We start from the raw sequence: 16,367 nt of genomic DNA, 5'->3' as shown, positions 1-16,367 counted from the left end.
GCGTCGCCCGGTCAGCCCGCGACGGCCGACCGGGCGACCGCGGTGGTCCGGCCACGCACCGCACGCTTGGCCCGGGTGCCGGCGAGGGCGGTGTCCGCCGCCGTGTACAGCGGATAGGCGGGCAGGGCCACGGCGGGCGGGGGCGCGGCCAGCGTGAACCACACCGTCTTGCCCGAGTCGCCGAGCGGGCGCGCCCCCCAGCTCTCGCTGACGGCGGCTATCAGGGCGAGACCCCGGCCGTTGGTGGCCAGGGCGTCGGCGTCCCGCACGGCGGGCAGCCGCGGATCGTGGTCGTGCACGGAGATGGTGAGCCGCTCTAGCAGCAGCTCGATCTCCACGATGCACATCTTGTCCGGCTTGGCATGCCGGTGGACATTGGTGAGCAACTCGGTGACGCCGAGCGCCGCCTCGTCGATCAGAGGATCGAGATGCCAGTAGCGCAATTGCGCCGAGACGATTCTGCGGACCTGTCCGATCCGCGACGGCAGGGCTTGGAGCTCCACCGTGCACTGCTGCCTGCTTGGCTGGCTGATCACGGTTGCGACTCCCCGATTAGGTCCGGAAGTTGCTGTCTGGTCCGGCGGCCATGCCCAGAGCGTCACCGCCGGTAAACCCTCAGTGATGTGACACCAGCGTGACCCAGGGATTGACACTCCGCAACTCAAACCCCCAGGGCCGCACGCGTTTCAGCCGTGCGCGCCATGCGTCTGCCGGATGGCCTGCAGGAAACGCTGGGCCAGTTCGGGACCGCGCGGGCGGCCCGGCTCCTCGCCCATCGTCAGCCGGTAGCGGGTGCCGTTGAGCTTGGCGACCGTCCGGTCCTCCTTGGCCTGCCACGGCAGCCAGGGGCGCGTCGCGCTGACCGCGTCGACGGGCGCACTGTCGATCTCCCGCCCGTTGCTGGTGAGCAGGGCGAGTCGGCCGTCCTTGATCAGCACCTGGCCGGCCCGCGTCAGCGAGCGCGTCCACCGCTCGATCCGTACGCCCCTGGCACTGAACTCGGGCTCCTCCATGACTTCCGGCCCCCTTCACATCGCTCCTGGTGGGCAGTCTGCACAACGTCGAGCCTACGCACCAGAGTGCGCGAAGGATCGGGACCCGGCCAGCTCTCTTCCGCGGCCGACCAGGCGCCCCACAAGCCACTCCTATGGCTGCCCAAAGGGAACGTTTGTGCAGGTGGGGGCGGTATTGTCAGGTGCGGGGTGGGCACACAAGAACGATCGAGGAGTGGCATGGAAACCATCGACGTGGACCGCAGCGATCCGGATTACCGCGCCTGGCTGAAGGAAGCCGTGCGCAAGGTCCAGGCCGACGCCAACCGCTCCGCCGACACCCACCTGCTGCGCTTCCCGCTGCCCGAGGAGTGGGGAATCGACCTCTACCTCAAGGACGAATCCACCCACCCCACCGGCAGCCTCAAGCACCGCCTCGCCCGCTCACTGTTCCTGTACGGCCTCTGCAATGGCTGGATCCGGCCGGGCAAGCCGGTCATCGAGGCGTCCAGCGGCTCCACCGCGGTCTCCGAGGCGTACTTCGCCAAGCTCATCGGCGTGCCGTTCATCGCGGTGATGCCGCGCACCACCAGCCCCGAGAAGTGCCGCCTGATCCAGTTCCACGGCGGCCAGTGCCACTTCGTGGACGACTCCATGAAGATGTACGAGGAGTCCGCCACGCTCGCCGCCGAGACCGGCGGCCACTACATGGACCAGTTCACCTACGCGGAGCGGGCCACCGACTGGCGCGGCAACAACAACATCGCCGAATCCATCTACCAGCAGCTGAGGTTGGAGCGCTATCCCGAGCCCGCCTGGATCGTCGCCACAGCCGGCACCGGCGGCACCTCGGCCACCATCGCGCGCTATGTGCACTACATGCAGCACGACACGATGATCTGCGTCCCCGACCCGGAGAACTCCTGCTTCTTCGACGGCTGGACGCACAACGACCCGCTCGCCGGCAGCGACTGCGGATCGCGCATCGAGGGCATCGGCCGGCCCCGCATGGAACCCAGCTTCGTGCCCGGCGCCATCGACCGGATGATGAAGGTCCCGGACGCGGCGAGCGTCGCGGCCGTGCGCGCCCTGGAACAGGCCATCGGCCGCAAGGCCGGCGGCTCCACCGGAACCGGCCTGTGGAGCGCACTCAGGATCGTCGCGGAAATGGTCGCCGAGGGCCGCACCGGCAGCATCGTCACCCTGCTCTGCGACCCGGGCGACCGCTACCTCGACAAGTACTACTCGGACGCCTGGCTCGCCGAACAGGGCCTGGACATCGCCCCGTACGCCGCTCAGCTCGACGCCTTTCTGGCCACCGGGGTGTGGCCCGCGCGCTGACCCGGCCCGCCCGGGACCTTCAGCCCGTGCGGCGCACGGCCGCGCGTGCCAGGGTGAAGTCATGGACACGCGCCCGGTAGTTGTCGCCGTAGATGGATCGGAGCACAGCCTGAGGGCCCTGGAGTGGGCTGTTCCCACCGCCCTCACCATGGCCGCCGACCTGGTGATCGCCCATGTGCTGCCGGACACCACACAGCTCTGGATGGCCCGCAGGTCCGCGCTCGGCCCCGGACCGGCACTCACGGATCCGGTGACCGACCGGATCCGTACGGCGCTTTCCGGCCGCGACGGACTGCCCTCGGTGCGGTACGACTCGCTGGAGGGCGAGGTGCCCGACGCGCTGCACGCGCTGGGCGCCGAGGCCCGGATGCTGGTGATGGGCTCGCGCGGCCGCGGCGGCTTCGCCAGCCTGCTGCTGGGCTCCAACAGCCTGGCCGTGGCCACCCGGGCGCTGTGTCCCGTGGTGGTCGTGCCGCCGCTGGCACGCACCGGCGAGGACGAGCGGATCACCGGCCGGGTGGTGCTCGGGCTCAACCTGGACGACACCGTGGACGACGTGATCGGGTTCGCCTTCGACCAGGCCGCGGCCCGGAGGGTGCCGCTCCAGGTGATCTCGGCCTACCCGGCGCCCGCCCCGGCCGCCCTGCTGGTCGCGGGCGAGTTCCCGCCGACGGCCATGGACCCCGACGAGTACGGCCACGTCGAGCGGGACGCGCGGCGGGAGCAGGCCGAGCGGCTGCGCCCCTTCGAGGAACGCTTCCCTCAGGTCGAGGTGGACTCCGTGGTCGCGCCCGCCGATGCCGCCGGGCATCTCGTGGACGCCTCGGCCTCGGCCGCGCTGATCGTCGTCGGCCGGCACCGGCGGCGGCTGAAGCCCGGCTCGCTGCTGATGGGCTCGGTGGCCCACGCGGTGCTGCACCACGCCGAGTGCCCGGTGGCCGTGGTGCCGGTCCGCCCGGCCGGCTGACCCCGTCGGCTCGTCTGCCCGGCAACTGCCGCTGCGCGAAACGGAGTTGGCGAGAGCCCGCCGTTGGTCGGGAGCGTGCCGTCGACTGTACCGTCGTACGGTACCGAAGATCCGCGGAGTGCCACGGGGGAGTTGCGATGCCGTCCGTACTGATCGTCGGCGGGGGACCGGTCGGTCTGACCGCCGCGCTGTGCCTGGAGTACCACGGGGTCGACTACGTCCTCGTGGAACGCAACGCCGAGCCGGCGGTGCTGCCCCGGTCGCGCGGCATGCACACCCGCTCCGTGGAGATCTTCCGGCAGATCGGCGTCGAGGGCGCCGTGCAGGCCGCGAGCGCGACCGCCCTGAAGGCGGGGCGGTTCGGCGGCGCGCGCACCGGCCGGAGCATCGCGGACTCCGACGCGCTCGACCTCGCCCACGTCCTCGCGACGGGCGCCATGGTCGGCTCGGACGAAAGCCCCTCCAGCTTCTGCTTCTGCCCCCAGGTGCTCCTCGAACCGGTCCTGCGCGAACTGGCCGAACAGCGCGGCGGCGACCTCCGCTTCGGCACCGAACTGACGGGCTTCACCCAGGACGACGGCCGGGTCACGGCCACCCTGACGGACCGCACATCGGGCCGCACGCGCACCCTGGGTGCCGATTACCTCATCGCGGCCGACGGCGGCGGCAGCCCCCTGCGCACCGCGCTGGGCATCACCAGCACCACCCGCCCCGCCACCCACCACTACCTCAACCTCTACTTCCGCGCCGACCTCACCGACCTGGTGGGCGACGGCACGTTCAGCCAGTGCGAGATCGACGGCCCCGAGGTGTCCGGCCTCTTCCTGGCCAAGAACAACACCGACGAGTGGTCCTTCCACCTCGCCTACGACCCGGCGCGCGAGAGCCCCCGCGACTACCCCGACGGGCGATGCCTGGCCCTGCTCCGCACCGCCATCGGCGCGAGCGACCCCGGGCTCCGCATCGAACTGCTCGCCCGCGGCGCCTGGGACACCGCCGCCGCGGTCGCCGACACCTACCGCAGCGGCCGGATCTTCCTCGCCGGAGACGCCGCCCACCGGCACGCCCCCTGGGGCGGCTTCGGCGCCAACACGGGCATCGCCGATGCGCACAACCTGGCGTGGAAGCTCGCCGCCGTGCTGCGCGGAGAAGCACCGCAGGCGCTCCTGGACAGCTACCAGCCCGAGCGCCGCCCGCGCGGCCTGCTCGTCGCCGAACAGGCCTGGCTGCGCACCGACTTCCGCGCCAGGTACGCCATCCGCACGCCGCGGAACGCCGAGGCACTGGACCGCCAGCGGAGCACCGGCGAGATCATGACCCGCTACCGGTACGAGTCCGCGGGCATCCACGGCGCCCCGGCGGGGGACGCGGTCGACCTGCTCGCGGGCCAGACCGGCACCCGCGCCCCGCACCTCTGGCTCGAACGCGGCGGCCGGCGTCTGTCCACCCTCGACCTGTTCGGGCCCGGGTTCACCCTGCTCACGGGCGGGGACGCGGTGGCGGACGCGGCCTGGGCCGACGCGGCCAAGGCGCTGCCGGTGACGGTGCATCACATTCTCGGCGGGCCGGCCGATTCGGCCGCCGACGACGGGGCCCTGCGGGACCCGGCGGGCACCTGGCCCGCCCGGGCCGGACTGCAGCCGCGGGGGGCGCTGCTGGTCCGCCCGGACGGATTCGTCGCTGCCCGGTCCGATGCGGGGCTCACACCGGACACGCTCCACGACATCTGGCGGTCCGTCACCGGGCATTGATTCAGGCTCAGTTGAGACTGGTGCTGTTGCGGTATCCGCCTGATGCGGCGTCAGGCGGCCGCCGGGCCCGACAGTCGCCGGTCCAGCTTGCGCATCGCCCCCTTGAAGGACTGCCCGACCCCGGGCCGCGCCAGCCGCATGGCCAGACGGAACAGCGTCGGCCCCTCGCTCGCCATCGTCCAGCGCACCAGCGTCCCGGAGCCGGACGGAGCGAGCCGCCACTCCTCCAACAGGGCAGCCACACCTGGGGTGTTGGTATCATCCACCCGGTAGGCGTAGCGCTCGCCCGGGTCGGTCGCCATGATCGTCTCGCGGAAGAACACCCCGCCCCGCAGCCTGATCTCCCGCCCGGCCCCGCCGTCCAGCGGCCGGGCCCCGGTCACGGCGGAGAACCAGGAGGGCATGTCGGACACCTCCTCGGCGAGCGCGCGGTAGACGGCGCCGGGCCCGGCGGACAACCGGGCGGTGAACACCAGGCGCACCGGCGCCGACTCGGCGAAGTCGAGTTCCACGGACCTGAGTCGGCGAGCCATGGCGCGTACCTCCTGGCGGTCGGGTGCGAGAGCCCGCACACCATAACTGGCGGACCGTCAGATGTCTGCGGCCTCCCCGTTGTCGGGGACCTCGCCCGCCACCACGAGGTCCTGGAGGTGCTCGGTCATCTCCGCGCGGGCCCGGTCCGAAAGGCCCGCGTCGGTCACCAGTGAGTCGACCTGGTCCAGCGAGGCGAACGAACTCAGCCCCACCGTCCCCCACTTGGTGTGGTCCGCGATCACCACGACCCGCCGCGCCGACTGCACGAACCGGCGATTGGTCTCCGCCTCCGCGAGATTGGGCGTGGAAAGTCCGGCCTCCACCGAGATGCCGTGCACCCCGATGAACAGCACATCGAAGTGCAGCGAGCGGATCGCCGCGTCGGCGACCGGCCCCACCAGAGTGTCGGAGAGCGTCCGCACCCCGCCCGTCAGGACCACCGTCGCCGCCCCCGGACGCGGAGCGGACCCGGCGGGCGGCCGCTGGGCGGCGTGGAACACATCGGCGACCTGCACCGAGTTGGTCACCACCGTCAGCTCCGGAACGTCCACCAACCTCTGGGCCAGGGCGTACGCCGTCGTACCGCCCGCCAGCGCGATGGCACTGCCCGGCACGGCCATCCTGGCCGCCTCGCGGGCGATGTCCTGCTTCGCGCTCAGCTCCAGCGTCGACTTCGCCTCGAAGCCCGGCTCGTGCGCCGTGGCCTCCGCGACCGGCACCGCACCGCCGTGCACCTTCTCGATGACGCCCTGGCGCGCCAGCGCGTCCAGGTCCCGCCGGACCGTCATGTCCGACACATTCAGCTTCCGGGTGAGCTCGTTGACCCGGACCCCACCGCGCCGCCTGACCTCATCGAGGATCAGCGCGCGACGCTGCTCCGCGAGCAGATTCTGGTTGTCGCTCACTGCCGGGCTGGTCCCTTCCACATCGTCGAACACATTCGCCGGGCACATACACGCGCGCCCCCCGGTGTGCGGGAACCCCATCCTGTCACGGGGAGATTCCGTGAGGGCACTGCGCTCCGGCGTCCCGATCGGAGACCCTGATGACCCGAGCCACCCGCGCCGCCGATCCTGCCACCGCGAGGGGGAGCCGCAGAAGTGTCCCGTGCCACACCCGCCGTCCAGGCCGCTGCCGCCCCCGTCGAGGGCGGCCCGCTCGCCCTCGAACTGCTGGTCCACGGCGTCGGGGGCACCACACCGCAGAAGATGCTGGACGACCCGCGCACGGTACGCGTCACCGGCGACGACACGGCTGCCATCTACCGGCGCACCCAGGACGTCGACGCCGAGGCGCACCCCGAGCGCTACCGTGACCGGCCGGTGCCCGAGGCGTACGTCTGGTGCAACCTGACCTCCGGCAACAGTGCCCGCGCCCTGTGGCTGCTCCTGCTGCCGTTCATGGTGGTCAACCTCGCGCACTGGATGCGGCCCCCCGCCAAGGACCCGCCCTGGGCGATCCGGCTGTACGGGGTGCTGGTGCGGCTCGTCGCGCTCAGCCTCACCGTGCTGCTCGTGGCCGCCGCCTGCGAGGTCGCCCTCGACCTCACGGCCTGGCAGTGCGGCGGCTCGGCCGGCTGCTCGGGCTCATGGGACTGGCTCGGTTTCGCCTCGGTCGCCCACCACGGCTGGTGGTCCCAGCCCGGCCGCCGCCTCGCCCTCGCGGCCCTCGCCCCCGCGGGCCTGACCGCACTGCTCTGGTACCTCTCCAACCGCACCTGGAGCGCCTACGAATCCCAGCAGCCGCTGAACGCGGACCCGGCCGACGGCGCCGACCCGGCCGACGGGCCCGCCTTCGGACGGCCCGGATTCTGGTACGGCAGGCGCCTGGTGGCCCGGCTGCGCGCCGCGCACACCGCCGCCGGGTTCCTGACCGCCGCGGCGGGAGTGACGGCCGCGGCCGCCCGCCACGACCGCGCCGCCACCAGCGCCGTCTTCGAGACACTCGGCCTGCTCTTGGAGTCAACTCTCGCCATCGCCGGGGTGGTTGTGGTCTGGGTGGTGTGCCGCCGGGGACGTACCGAATCCCATCTCGACGAACAGCTCGACCGCGCCGTCACGGCCTGGCTGCCCGCGACCTCGCTCGCCCTGCTCGCCCTCGCCATGGTGTACGCGGCCTGGGACCGCTCCGACTGGGTGTCGACCGGAACGCTGCCCGGCGACCGCGCCTTCGGCTTCCTCACCTTCGCTCAGGGCGCGTTGATCGTCGCGCTCGCCGCCGTGGCCCTGCACCTGCGGCGCCGCGCGCCCGGGAAGCGCACCGCCCTGTGCGGACTCGGCGGCCCCGCCGTCGCCATGCTCGCCTGCGCCCTGGGCGGAGTGATGACCGGCGGCGTCGCCCAGCGGGTCGCGGGCTGGCTGGACCGCGGCGGCACCCCCGGCCTGAATCGCTCGGCCTTCAAAGGACCGCCACCGCTGCTGACTTGGCAGTCCTCGGTGATCCCCGCCCTGCTGTTCCTGCTCGTCCCCGTCGTGCTGTTCTTCGCCGTACGCACCTGGCGCACCGCCCGCGCCGACGCACCCCGCGTCATGGCCGACTACCCGGGCGAACGCCCCGACACCGCCCGCACCCGGCAGATCGCCGCCGCCCGGGCGATGGCCGGGCTCACCGACCGCGCGCCGGTCTTCCTCGGCATCCTCTCCGGCGCGTCGCTGCTGCTCGGCGCCGCCGCGCTCGCCGGGGCCTGGTGGACCGGCGAGGTGCCGGGCCGGGCGGCCGCCGGCGGCCCGTCGCCGATCGCCTGCGCCGCCGACACCGCCCAGTCGCTCGGCTCCTGGTGCACCGGCTTCGGATTCCTCCTCTTCGTCACCTGGGGCCGCCGCGCCTACAAGGACGCCGCGGCCCGCCGCACCATCGGCATCCTGTGGGACGTCGGCACCTTCTGGCCGCGCGCCGCACACCCCTTCGCCCCGCCCTGCTACGCCGAGCGGGCCGTGCCGGACCTCGCCTGGCGGATGAACACCTGGACCGAGCGGACCGGCGGCCGCCTCGTGATCTCCGGCCACTCGCAGGGCAGCGTGCTGGCCGCGGCCGCCGTCTGGCAACTGCCCGCCCGCACCCGGCGCCGAATCGCCCTGCTCAGCTACGGCTGCCCCGTCGAGCGGCTGTACGGACGCTGGTTCCCTGCCTGCTTCGGACCCGCGCCGCTCCAGGGACTCCACGAGGAAGTGCACTGCTGGCGGAACCTGTGGCGCGCCACCGACCCCATCGGCGGCCCGGTCCTCGCGGGCGGCGGCATCGACCGGGGCCCGCTGCTCGACCCGCTCGCCTACGGGCGCACCGCCGAACATCCGCTGCCCGCACCGATCCTGGGGCACGCCGACTACCAGGCCGACCCGGCCTTCGCCCGCGAACGGACCCTGCTGCTCGCTGAGTTGGCGACGGCCGTACCGAACCAGCGGGCGGATCAGGGCAGTTCGGGCAGATCATCCGGGTAGAGCAGGGTCAGATCGTCGGTGCTGGCATCGGCCAGCTGCGCCACCCGCCCCGCATGCCGCTCCACCATCGACTCGAACGTCTGGCGCGCGGTACGCCCGTTGCCGAACGCCGCGCCCCTGGGCAGCGCCGTGAAGTACTTCAGCAGCGACTCCGCGGTGCCGGAGCCGAGCCGGTACTCGTGCTCGTCGGCCTGCTGCTCGACGATGCGGAGCAGCTCCTCGGGGGAGTAGTCGGAGAACCTGATGGTCCGTGAGAAACGGGACGCCACACCGGGGTTGACGCTCAGGAAGTGCTCCATCTCCGCCGTGTACCCGGCGACGATGACCACCACCGCCTCACGGTGGTCCTCCATCAGCTTCACGAGCGTGTCGATGGCCTCCCGCCCGAAGTCGCGGCCCGAGTCCTCGGGGGACAGGGCGTACGCCTCGTCGATGAACAGCACCCCGCCGCGTGCCCGGTCGAAGGCCTCCTGGGTGCGGATCGCGGTGGAGCCGATGTGCTCGCCGACCAGGTCGACCCGGGACACCTCGACCAGATGGCCCCGCTCAAGCACGCCGAGGGAGGCCAGGATCTCCCCGTACAGGCGGGCCACCGTGGTCTTTCCGGTGCCGGGGGAGCCGGTGAAGACCAGATGGCGGCGGACCGAGGCCGCCTTGAGGCCGGCCTGCTGCCGCTTGCGGCCGACCTCGATCATGTCGGTGAGCGCCCGCACCTCGCGCTTGACGCTCTCCAGGCCCACCAGCGTGTCCAGTTCACCGAGCACGGCCCCCGGACCCCGCGCGGGCCCGGCCGCCGGGGCTTCGGCCGCGGGCTCGGCGGCGCGCTGGTCGGGGACGGCGGAGAGCAGCCCCATGGTCTGTGTCGCGGTCTGCACGACGGGCGGCTCGGCGGCACCGGACTTCACAGCGCTCTCGTCGCTGGTGCAGTCCTCGACGACCGCGCCGTCCTCCGAGAACTCGTAACCTCCGCGCGCACAGCGCTCGGTGCGGCAGCGCGTCAGCGTCGTACGGCAGCCGTCGATGACGTGGAAGCCGAAGCCGCCGCTGCCCGTCACCCGGCAGCCGTGGAAGGTGCCCCGGCCCTCGGCGGAGACGTAGAAACCGGCCTCGGCGGGCGAGGTGACCGTGACGCGCTCGATGCGCGGATCGGCGCCCTTGGTGACGATGACACCGGTCTGGGCGCCGTCGATGGTGCAGCCCGCGAGGGTGCCCCCGCTGCCGTGGTCGCGGAACCAGGCGCCGGTGGACGCCTCCCTGATGCGGCAGTCGTCGAGCTGCGCGGTGGCGCCGTCGCTCACCGACACCGCGGTGTTGCGCACCTGCGTGAGATCGCTGTCCACCACATCGACGCGCGAACCCCGGTCGAGCACGAAGAGCGCGTCCGGTACGTCATGGACGCGACAGCCCTCAAGGACCGCGGTCGCGCCGTCGCTGACCCACACCGCCGGATAGTCGCCCGTACTGTCGTGGATCTCGCACTGGTTGGCGTCCACCCGGGTTCCCGGGTCCCACACCGACAGGCCGTTGCGCCCGAAGCGGCGGACCTTGGTGCGGGTCAGCGTGAGCACCGAACGCGACCGCAGGTCGACCGCGTTCTCCGGGATGTCGTGGATGTCGCAGTCGGCGAGGGTGAGCACCGCGTCCGTGTCGAGGGTGATGCCGTCGGCCGAAGTCCGGTGCACCGTGCAGTCGGTGAGGTGGGCGCCGGCGCGCGAGGCGATCTGCACCCCGGCGCCCCTGATCTCGTACACCTCGCAGCCGAGCGCCTCAAGACCGCTGCCCTCGCCGCTGACGGACAGCCCGGCACCGCTGGAGTGGTGCACCCGGCAGCGTTCAAGCCGGGGATGGGCGCCGCCGTGCACCGAGACGCCGGACTGCCCGGCTGCCACGACCTCGCACTCCTCGAACACGCCGCCCGCGCCGTCGAGTACGGCGATGCCGACGCCGCCCGGATTGTCCACGGTGCAGCGCCGTACCGTGGGCCGCGCCCCGCCCCGCACCTCGATGCCGACCGCGGAGCGGGTCACCACCCGCAGATCGACGAGCTCCGGCGCGCCGTCCTCGACGAGCAGCGCGGGCGCGGCCGTGTCCTGACCCTCCAGGTACAGGTCCCGCACGGTCGCCGAGGCGCGCACGGTCAGCGGCACGCCGTCGGTCGGCGCGATCCGGACCGAGCCGACCGCGCCGTCGGGACCGCGCAGCGTCACCGAGCGGCGCAGCACCAGATTCTCCCGGTAAGTACCCGGGGCGACGGTGAGGACGTCGCCGTCGCCCGCGGCCTCCAGGGCCGCGGCCAAAGAGGCGTACTCACCCGTGCGGCGGCGCCACCTCGACGTGCCGGTGTGCGTCACCTGGACCGTGCCCTGAGCCATGGCGCTGCCGTGCCCCCACCTCGTGCCTGCGACCTCGCACACACCCCGACCGTGACCTCATATGTGCGACTGATGGTCCACCGTAGCGCGCGCGGGGCCGGTGAGTTGACCGGTCAGCTGCCCGCGCCGGTGCGGCCCCAGTCCGGACCGTACCGGGCCCATGCCCGGTCCAGTCGCTCATACCGCCGGCGTATCAGCCGCCATACGATCAGCCGCCGGACGCCCTCGATGAATCCGGCGGCCGCCGCGGCGGCGCAGATCCCCGAGAACACCGCGTGCGTATCGGCCGCGGCCCGGTCCATCGGCCGGGGCACCGGGCTCCCGTGGTCGTCGGTCCAGATCCGGAACGTGGTGCCGGCCACCGGTGCCTGCTGCGGCGACGTCAGCGTTCCCGTATGCCAACTGCCGTCGTAAGCCGTCCAGTTGGCCGCCACTCTGGCGTGGTTGACGCGGCCCAGCGAACCGTCGGGCTCGGGCACCGTCTGCCGCTGCTCGGCCGGGCGCACCACCACGGCCGAGGTCGGATGCCGGTGCAGGCGCTGCTCGGCGGCCGACTGCCGCAGCGCCGTGTCCGTGAGCGCACCGCAGAGCACACCCGCCGTCGGCGCGGCGAGCACCATGAGCAGGAGCGCCGCCAGCGCCAGCCAGGCCTCCGCGAAGTCGGTCCGACGGCGCAGTGGGTTGCGCCGCCAGCGCCACACGCCCCGTACGGCTCGCACTCGCTCCGCACCCCCTTCCGCCTCCGTGCCGGTTCCCGGCGGGACGGCAGGGGCCGAATGTCGCGAACAGAGCCCCGGTCCACCCGGCTGACCTGTCCAACGCACCCGCCACCCACAGGAGTTCCCACCCGGCGCAGAGCTATGCGAGCACCTTCATCGGGTCGCCGGTGCGGATGACGCCGGTGCGCTCCGGGACCAGCAGGACGCCGAAGGCCAGCGAGCCGCCGATGAGGCGGTGCCGGGCGAGGGTGCGCAGCGGCTCCTTGCCGCGCTCCGCGGTGTCCTGGTCGGTGGTGGTGATGACGCACCGGCCGCAGGGCTTGGTGATCCGGAAGGAGACCTCGCCGACCGAGATCCGCGACCAGGCGTCCTCGGCCCACGGCTCGGTCCCGTCGAGCACCACATTGGGCCGGAACCGGTTCATCGGCAGGGGGCCCTCGCCGGGGTCGTCGCCCTGTGCGATCAGCGAGTTGAGGGCGTCGAGCGAGGCGAGCGTGGTGACCATGAGCGGATACCCGTCGGCGAAGCTCACCGTCTCGCCGGGCAGCGCGTACTTGGGGTTGATGGGCCTGCGGCGCGCCGGGTCGTCGAGGTGCATGAGGCGTACCTCGGCGCCGAGGTACGCACTGAACCACTCGTGCGCCCGCTCGGCGGCGGCCACCGCCTTGAACTTCTTCCCGAACAGCATGACACCCACGGCCGCCATCGGCTCCGGCGGCTCGACGGCCAGATCCTCCTGGCCGGGCGCGGACAGCAGCACCCCGCCGCCCGGCAGTGTGGCGGCACTGCTCAAGGCCAGCTCGGGCCGCTCGCGTTGAGTGACGGCCGTGCCGTGTGCGTCGACCAGCATCCAGCGGCGGTCCCCGGCGAGCCCCCAAGGCTCGACCGCCGCTTGTGCTGTCGCATATCCCCCGACCGACTTGACGGGATGGATGGTGATCCCGTGTACGACCGCATCAAGTCCAGTGCTCATGCACCCATCCTGCCAGCCGCCTCGGACACCTGTCCGGGCGGCCGGATCCCGCCTTGATCAGTACCCGGTGCCCTGATACGGCCGGTTGTACGGATCCTCGTACTGCGCGGGCATCGGCCGGGGCGCGGCGGGCCGCATGGCCTCGTACCCGGTGCCGGGCATCGGGCGTTGCGGCATGGCCTGCTGCCCCTGGTACCCGCGCGGCGCGGAGGGCTGCTGCGGGATGTACGGGGCGGGCGCGTGCTGCAGCGGCATCGGCTGCTGCATCTGCTGCTGGTACCCGTACGACGAGGCGTACATGTTCTGCTGCGAGGGGGCGGCCGGCAGGGCGGGGAGTGCCGACGGAAGCGCCGGCAGATGGTGGCTGCCGGTGTCGTAGAGGGAAGGCACTCGGATCGGGGCGATCTGAGGCGTACCCCGTTCTGCGACGAGGGAGTCGTAGATGGGGGTGTCCGGGAAGAACGGCGCGGAGTAGTAACCGCCGCCATAGGTGGAGCGGGGGGAGGTCATGGCACATAAGTTAAGCCCACGATGTGGTCGTTGGGGAGCCCGATAAGAGGGTTGTTTTGCGTGTTCGGAGTGGCTGGGCATCACTAATGCGAGCGAACTTGGGAAAATCGGTCGCGCTGGGGCGTTGAGATCGTGTAAAGGGCAAGGTCGTGGGGGGTTACCGGCGGGTGGCCGGGAGAAGTGCCGGGCGGCCGACGGGGCGTTAGGTTGACGGTGCAGAAATCTTCCGGCACCGCGACGCGTGATGGGGGCGAGCATGTCCATGCTTAAAGGAGCCAATGTTCCGGTGCCGGCGCACTCGGTACGCATCGAGCTGGCCTGGCGTCCCGGGCCCGGCGTCCCGGACGTCGACGCCTCGGCGCTGCTGCTGGCCGGCGGCCGGGTCCGCTCCGACGCGGACTTCGTCTTCTACAACCAGCCCGCGCACTCCTCCGGCGCCGTACGCCACGAAGGAAAGCGGCCCGGACCCGACGCGGTGACGGACACCCTGTTCGTCGACCTCGCGCAGGTGGAACCGGTCGTCGAGCGCGTGGTGCTCGCCGCCTCCGCCGACGGCGGCACCTTCGGCCGCGTCCCGGGCCTGAACATCCGCGTCCTGGACGCGGCCACCGGGGCGGAACTCGCCCGCTTCGACAGCCAGGACGCCACCGTCGAGACCGCCTTCATCCTCGGCGAGCTCTACCGGCGCCAGGGCGCCTGGAAGTTCCGCGCGGTCGGCCAGGGCTACGACAGCGGGCTGGCGGGCCTGGCGACCGACTTCGGCATCACCGTCGACAAACCGCGGCAGACCCCCGCCGCGCCGACGGCCCGAACGACCTTCAACCCCCCGCCGGCGCCCCCCGCCCAAACCGCCTTCACCCCGCCGCCCGCGCCGACCCTCCAGGTCCCGACGCCCCCGTTGACGCCGCCATTGACACCCCCGTCACCCGTGCGCCTTTCGAAAGTCACCCTCACGAAGGATGCGCCCAGGGTCTCGCTCGCCAAACAGGGCGGCAGCTCGGGCGCGATGCGGGTGAATCTCAACTGGGAGACGCGCAAGCAATTCGGCGGCTGGGGAGCCAAGTTGGGGCGCGCCGTCGCCAACCACACCGATCTCGACCTCGACCTGTGCGCCCTGTACGAACTCGCCGACGGCCGCAAGGGCGTCGTCCAGGCCCTGGGCAACGCCTTCGGCGCGCTCCACCAGCCCCCGTACATCCACCTCGACGGCGACGACCGCACGGGCGCCGTCGAATCGGGCGAGAACCTCACCGTCAATCTCGACCAGAAGGACAAGTTCCGCCGGCTGCTGATCTTCGTCACCGTCTACGAGGGCGCCCGCAGCTTCGCCGATCTGCACGCCACGGTGACCCTCCAGCCGCAGTTCGGCGCACCGATCGAGTTCTTCCTCGACGAATGCACCGTTCCCTCCACGGTCTGCGCGCTCGCTCTCATCACCAACAACGGCGGCGACCTGGTGGTCCAGCGCGAGGCCCGCTATCTGGTGCCCGCGCGCGGGGTCAGCCCGCAGCGCACCATCGACCAGGCCTACGGCTGGGGCATGAACTGGACACCCGGCCGCAAGTGAGAGCCCGTATCCGAACCCGCTTCAATACTGGTCGGGGGCGGCCTCGGGCCGGGCGTAGGTGCGGCCCTTCCAGGCCGCGCCCCGGCCGCGGTAGTGCTGCACGGCCGAGTCCACCGTCATCAGCAGGTACAGCAGCGCGGTGAACGGCAGCGTCGGGGCGAGCGCGAGCGGTTGACGGTAGTAGCGCAGCATCGGCAGATACGTTCCCGTCATCACCAGCCAGCCGAGCCCGCCCGCCCACGCCGCGCCCGCGCTGCCGGCGGCCAGGCCCGCGATGCACGTGACCGGCGGCGCCAGATAGACGAGCGCGAGGCCCGCGACCGTGCCGAGCAGCAGCGGCGGGCTGTGCCGCAGCTGCGCGTACGCACTGCGCGAGATCATCCGCCACAGGTCCGCGAGGTGCGGATAGGGGCGCACGCTGGTCACGCCGTCCGCGAGGCCCAGCCAGACCCGCCCGCCGGACTTCCGCACCGCGCGGGCCACGGACACGTCGTCGATCACAGCCTGGCGGACCGCGTCCGGAATCCGGGCGCTTTCCGCGGCCTCCGTACGGAGGAGCACGCAACCACCCGCCGCGGCCGTCGCACGGGCCCGCCGGGCATTGATCCAGCGGAACGGATACAGCTGCGCGAAGAAGTAGACGAAAGCCGGCACGATCAGCCGCTCCCAGCCGCTCGCCACCCGCAGCCGTGCCATCTGCGAGACCAGATCGAAGCCGCCGCCGCGGGCCGCCGCGACCAGCTTCCGCAGGCTGTCCGGCTCATGCGCGATGTCGGCATCGGTCAGCAGGAGGTACTCCGGCCCGCGAGCCCGCGCGAGGGCCATGCCCTGACGCAGCGCCCACAGCTTCCCGGTCCAGCCCGCCTCCGGCTCACCGGGCGATACGACCGTCAGCGGCAGCCCCCCGTTCCGCTCCGCCAGCGACAGCGCGAGCCCGCCGGTGCCGTCCGAGCTCCCGTCGTCCACCAGGTAGATCTCCGCGCGGCCGGGATAGTCCTGGGCGAGCAGCGACGGAAGGCTCAGCGGCAGCACCTCCGCCTCGTCGCGGGCCGGCACCACGACGGCGACATCCGGCCAATGTGCGAGGTCCACATGGGGCGGCAGTCGCTGGTCGGTACGCCAGAAGAAACCCTGCCCGAGCAGTAGCCAGAGCCAGACGACCAGGGACACCAGGGCGATCCATACAAGGGCGCTCACCCGCCGC

14 protein-coding genes are annotated in these 16,367 nt (G+C 72.4%); 5 read left to right on the top strand and 9 right to left on the bottom strand.

Features of this window, described 5'->3' with window-relative positions:
• Positions 1–11: 11 nt before the first annotated feature.
• Positions 12–536 (bottom strand): ATP-binding protein, encoded by a 525-nt coding sequence (locus ACIBK6_RS14535; RefSeq protein WP_399051554.1) that lies wholly within the window; start codon positions 534–536, stop codon positions 12–14.
• Positions 537–686: 150 nt separating this feature from the next.
• Entirely contained in the window at positions 687–1,013 is a 327-nt protein-coding gene (locus tag ACIBK6_RS14530; protein WP_399051553.1) for a hypothetical protein, read from the bottom strand.
• Between the two features lie 219 nt (positions 1,014–1,232).
• Here ACIBK6_RS14530 and ACIBK6_RS14525 point away from each other — a divergent pair, with 219 nt between their 5' ends.
• The 3 genes from ACIBK6_RS14525 (at position 1,233) to ACIBK6_RS14515 (ending at position 5,051) form a co-directional block, all read left to right on the top strand.
• Entirely contained in the window at positions 1,233–2,333 is a 1,101-nt protein-coding gene (locus ACIBK6_RS14525) for a PLP-dependent cysteine synthase family protein (protein WP_399051552.1), read from the top strand.
• A 61-nt stretch (positions 2,334–2,394) separates the two neighbouring features.
• Positions 2,395–3,300: a universal stress protein gene (locus ACIBK6_RS14520; RefSeq protein ID WP_399051551.1), complete on the top strand. Its 906-nt coding sequence runs from the start codon at positions 2,395–2,397 to the stop codon at positions 3,298–3,300.
• 137 nt (positions 3,301–3,437) lie between these two features.
• Positions 3,438–5,051 (top strand): FAD-dependent monooxygenase, encoded by a 1,614-nt coding sequence (locus ACIBK6_RS14515; protein WP_399051550.1) that lies wholly within the window; start codon positions 3,438–3,440, stop codon positions 5,049–5,051.
• A gap of 50 nt (positions 5,052–5,101) precedes the next feature.
• Here the strand turns inward: ACIBK6_RS14515 and ACIBK6_RS14510 are convergent, their stop codons facing one another.
• Both ACIBK6_RS14510 and ACIBK6_RS14505 read right to left on the bottom strand, forming a co-directional pair.
• Positions 5,102–5,584 (bottom strand): SRPBCC family protein, encoded by a 483-nt coding sequence (locus ACIBK6_RS14510; RefSeq protein WP_399051549.1) that lies wholly within the window; start codon positions 5,582–5,584, stop codon positions 5,102–5,104.
• 57 nt (positions 5,585–5,641) lie between these two features.
• The gene (locus ACIBK6_RS14505) at positions 5,642–6,490 is read right to left on the bottom strand and encodes a DeoR/GlpR family DNA-binding transcription regulator (RefSeq protein ID WP_399051548.1); all 849 of its coding nucleotides are present in this window, start codon (positions 6,488–6,490) and stop codon (positions 5,642–5,644) included.
• Positions 6,491–6,685: 195 nt separating this feature from the next.
• On the opposite strand from ACIBK6_RS14505, the gene ACIBK6_RS14500 reads away from it, so the two are divergent.
• Positions 6,686–9,022, top strand: a complete 2,337-nt coding sequence (locus ACIBK6_RS14500; RefSeq protein WP_399051547.1) for a hypothetical protein — start codon at positions 6,686–6,688, stop codon at positions 9,020–9,022.
• Here the strand turns inward: ACIBK6_RS14500 and ACIBK6_RS14495 are convergent.
• From ACIBK6_RS14495 to ACIBK6_RS14480, 4 genes are all read right to left on the bottom strand, one after another.
• The gene (locus ACIBK6_RS14495) at positions 8,992–11,394 is read right to left on the bottom strand and encodes a right-handed parallel beta-helix repeat-containing protein (protein ID WP_399051546.1); all 2,403 of its coding nucleotides are present in this window, start codon (positions 11,392–11,394) and stop codon (positions 8,992–8,994) included. The two genes, ACIBK6_RS14500 and ACIBK6_RS14495, sit on opposite strands and share 31 nt — an antisense overlap.
• A 113-nt stretch (positions 11,395–11,507) precedes the next feature.
• Positions 11,508–12,113, bottom strand: coding sequence for a hypothetical protein (locus ACIBK6_RS14490; RefSeq protein WP_399051545.1), 606 nt, complete (start codon positions 12,111–12,113; stop codon positions 11,508–11,510).
• A gap of 139 nt (positions 12,114–12,252) precedes the next feature.
• Entirely contained in the window at positions 12,253–13,086 is an 834-nt protein-coding gene (locus ACIBK6_RS14485; RefSeq protein WP_399051544.1) for an MOSC domain-containing protein, read from the bottom strand.
• A gap of 57 nt (positions 13,087–13,143) precedes the next feature.
• Complete coding sequence (locus ACIBK6_RS14480) at positions 13,144–13,596, bottom strand: DUF6643 family protein (RefSeq protein ID WP_399051543.1); 453 nt, start codon at positions 13,594–13,596, stop codon at positions 13,144–13,146.
• 244 nt (positions 13,597–13,840) lie between these two features.
• Between ACIBK6_RS14480 and ACIBK6_RS14475 the strand changes: the two genes are divergently transcribed.
• Positions 13,841–15,163, top strand: coding sequence for a TerD family protein (locus ACIBK6_RS14475; RefSeq protein WP_399051542.1), 1,323 nt, complete (start codon positions 13,841–13,843; stop codon positions 15,161–15,163).
• 21 nt (positions 15,164–15,184) lie between these two features.
• Here the strand turns inward: ACIBK6_RS14475 and ACIBK6_RS14470 are convergent, their stop codons facing one another.
• A complete protein-coding gene (locus tag ACIBK6_RS14470; RefSeq protein ID WP_399051541.1) occupies positions 15,185–16,360 on the bottom strand; it encodes a glycosyltransferase in 1,176 nt (391 codons plus the stop codon).
• Positions 16,361–16,367 lie beyond the last annotated feature (7 nt).

The sequence above is a fragment of the Streptomyces sp. NPDC050485 genome, from assembly GCF_044458185.1.
In the GTDB taxonomy this organism is placed as follows: Bacteria; Actinomycetota; Actinomycetes; order Streptomycetales; family Streptomycetaceae; genus Streptomyces.
This window is presented reverse-complemented; position numbering and strand designations above follow the sequence as displayed.

Excerpts from the sequence above, each read along its gene's own strand:
- ACIBK6_RS14530 (WP_399051553.1), bottom strand. The coding sequence starts at position 1,013 with ATGGAGGAGCCCGAGTTCAGTGCCAGGGGCGTACGGATCGAGCGGTGG.
- ACIBK6_RS14525 (WP_399051552.1), top strand. The coding sequence starts at position 1,233 with ATGGAAACCATCGACGTGGACCGCAGCGATCCGGATTACCGCGCCTGG.
- ACIBK6_RS14520 (WP_399051551.1), top strand. The coding sequence starts at position 2,395 with ATGGACACGCGCCCGGTAGTTGTCGCCGTAGATGGATCGGAGCACAGC.
- ACIBK6_RS14515 (WP_399051550.1), top strand. The coding sequence starts at position 3,438 with ATGCCGTCCGTACTGATCGTCGGCGGGGGACCGGTCGGTCTGACCGCC.
- ACIBK6_RS14510 (WP_399051549.1), bottom strand. The coding sequence starts at position 5,584 with ATGGCTCGCCGACTCAGGTCCGTGGAACTCGACTTCGCCGAGTCGGCG.
- ACIBK6_RS14495 (WP_399051546.1), bottom strand. The coding sequence starts at position 11,394 with ATGGCTCAGGGCACGGTCCAGGTGACGCACACCGGCACGTCGAGGTGG.
- ACIBK6_RS14485 (WP_399051544.1), bottom strand. The coding sequence starts at position 13,086 with ATGAGCACTGGACTTGATGCGGTCGTACACGGGATCACCATCCATCCC.
- ACIBK6_RS14480 (WP_399051543.1), bottom strand. The coding sequence starts at position 13,596 with ATGACCTCCCCCCGCTCCACCTATGGCGGCGGTTACTACTCCGCGCCG.
- ACIBK6_RS14475 (WP_399051542.1), top strand. The coding sequence starts at position 13,841 with ATGGGGGCGAGCATGTCCATGCTTAAAGGAGCCAATGTTCCGGTGCCG.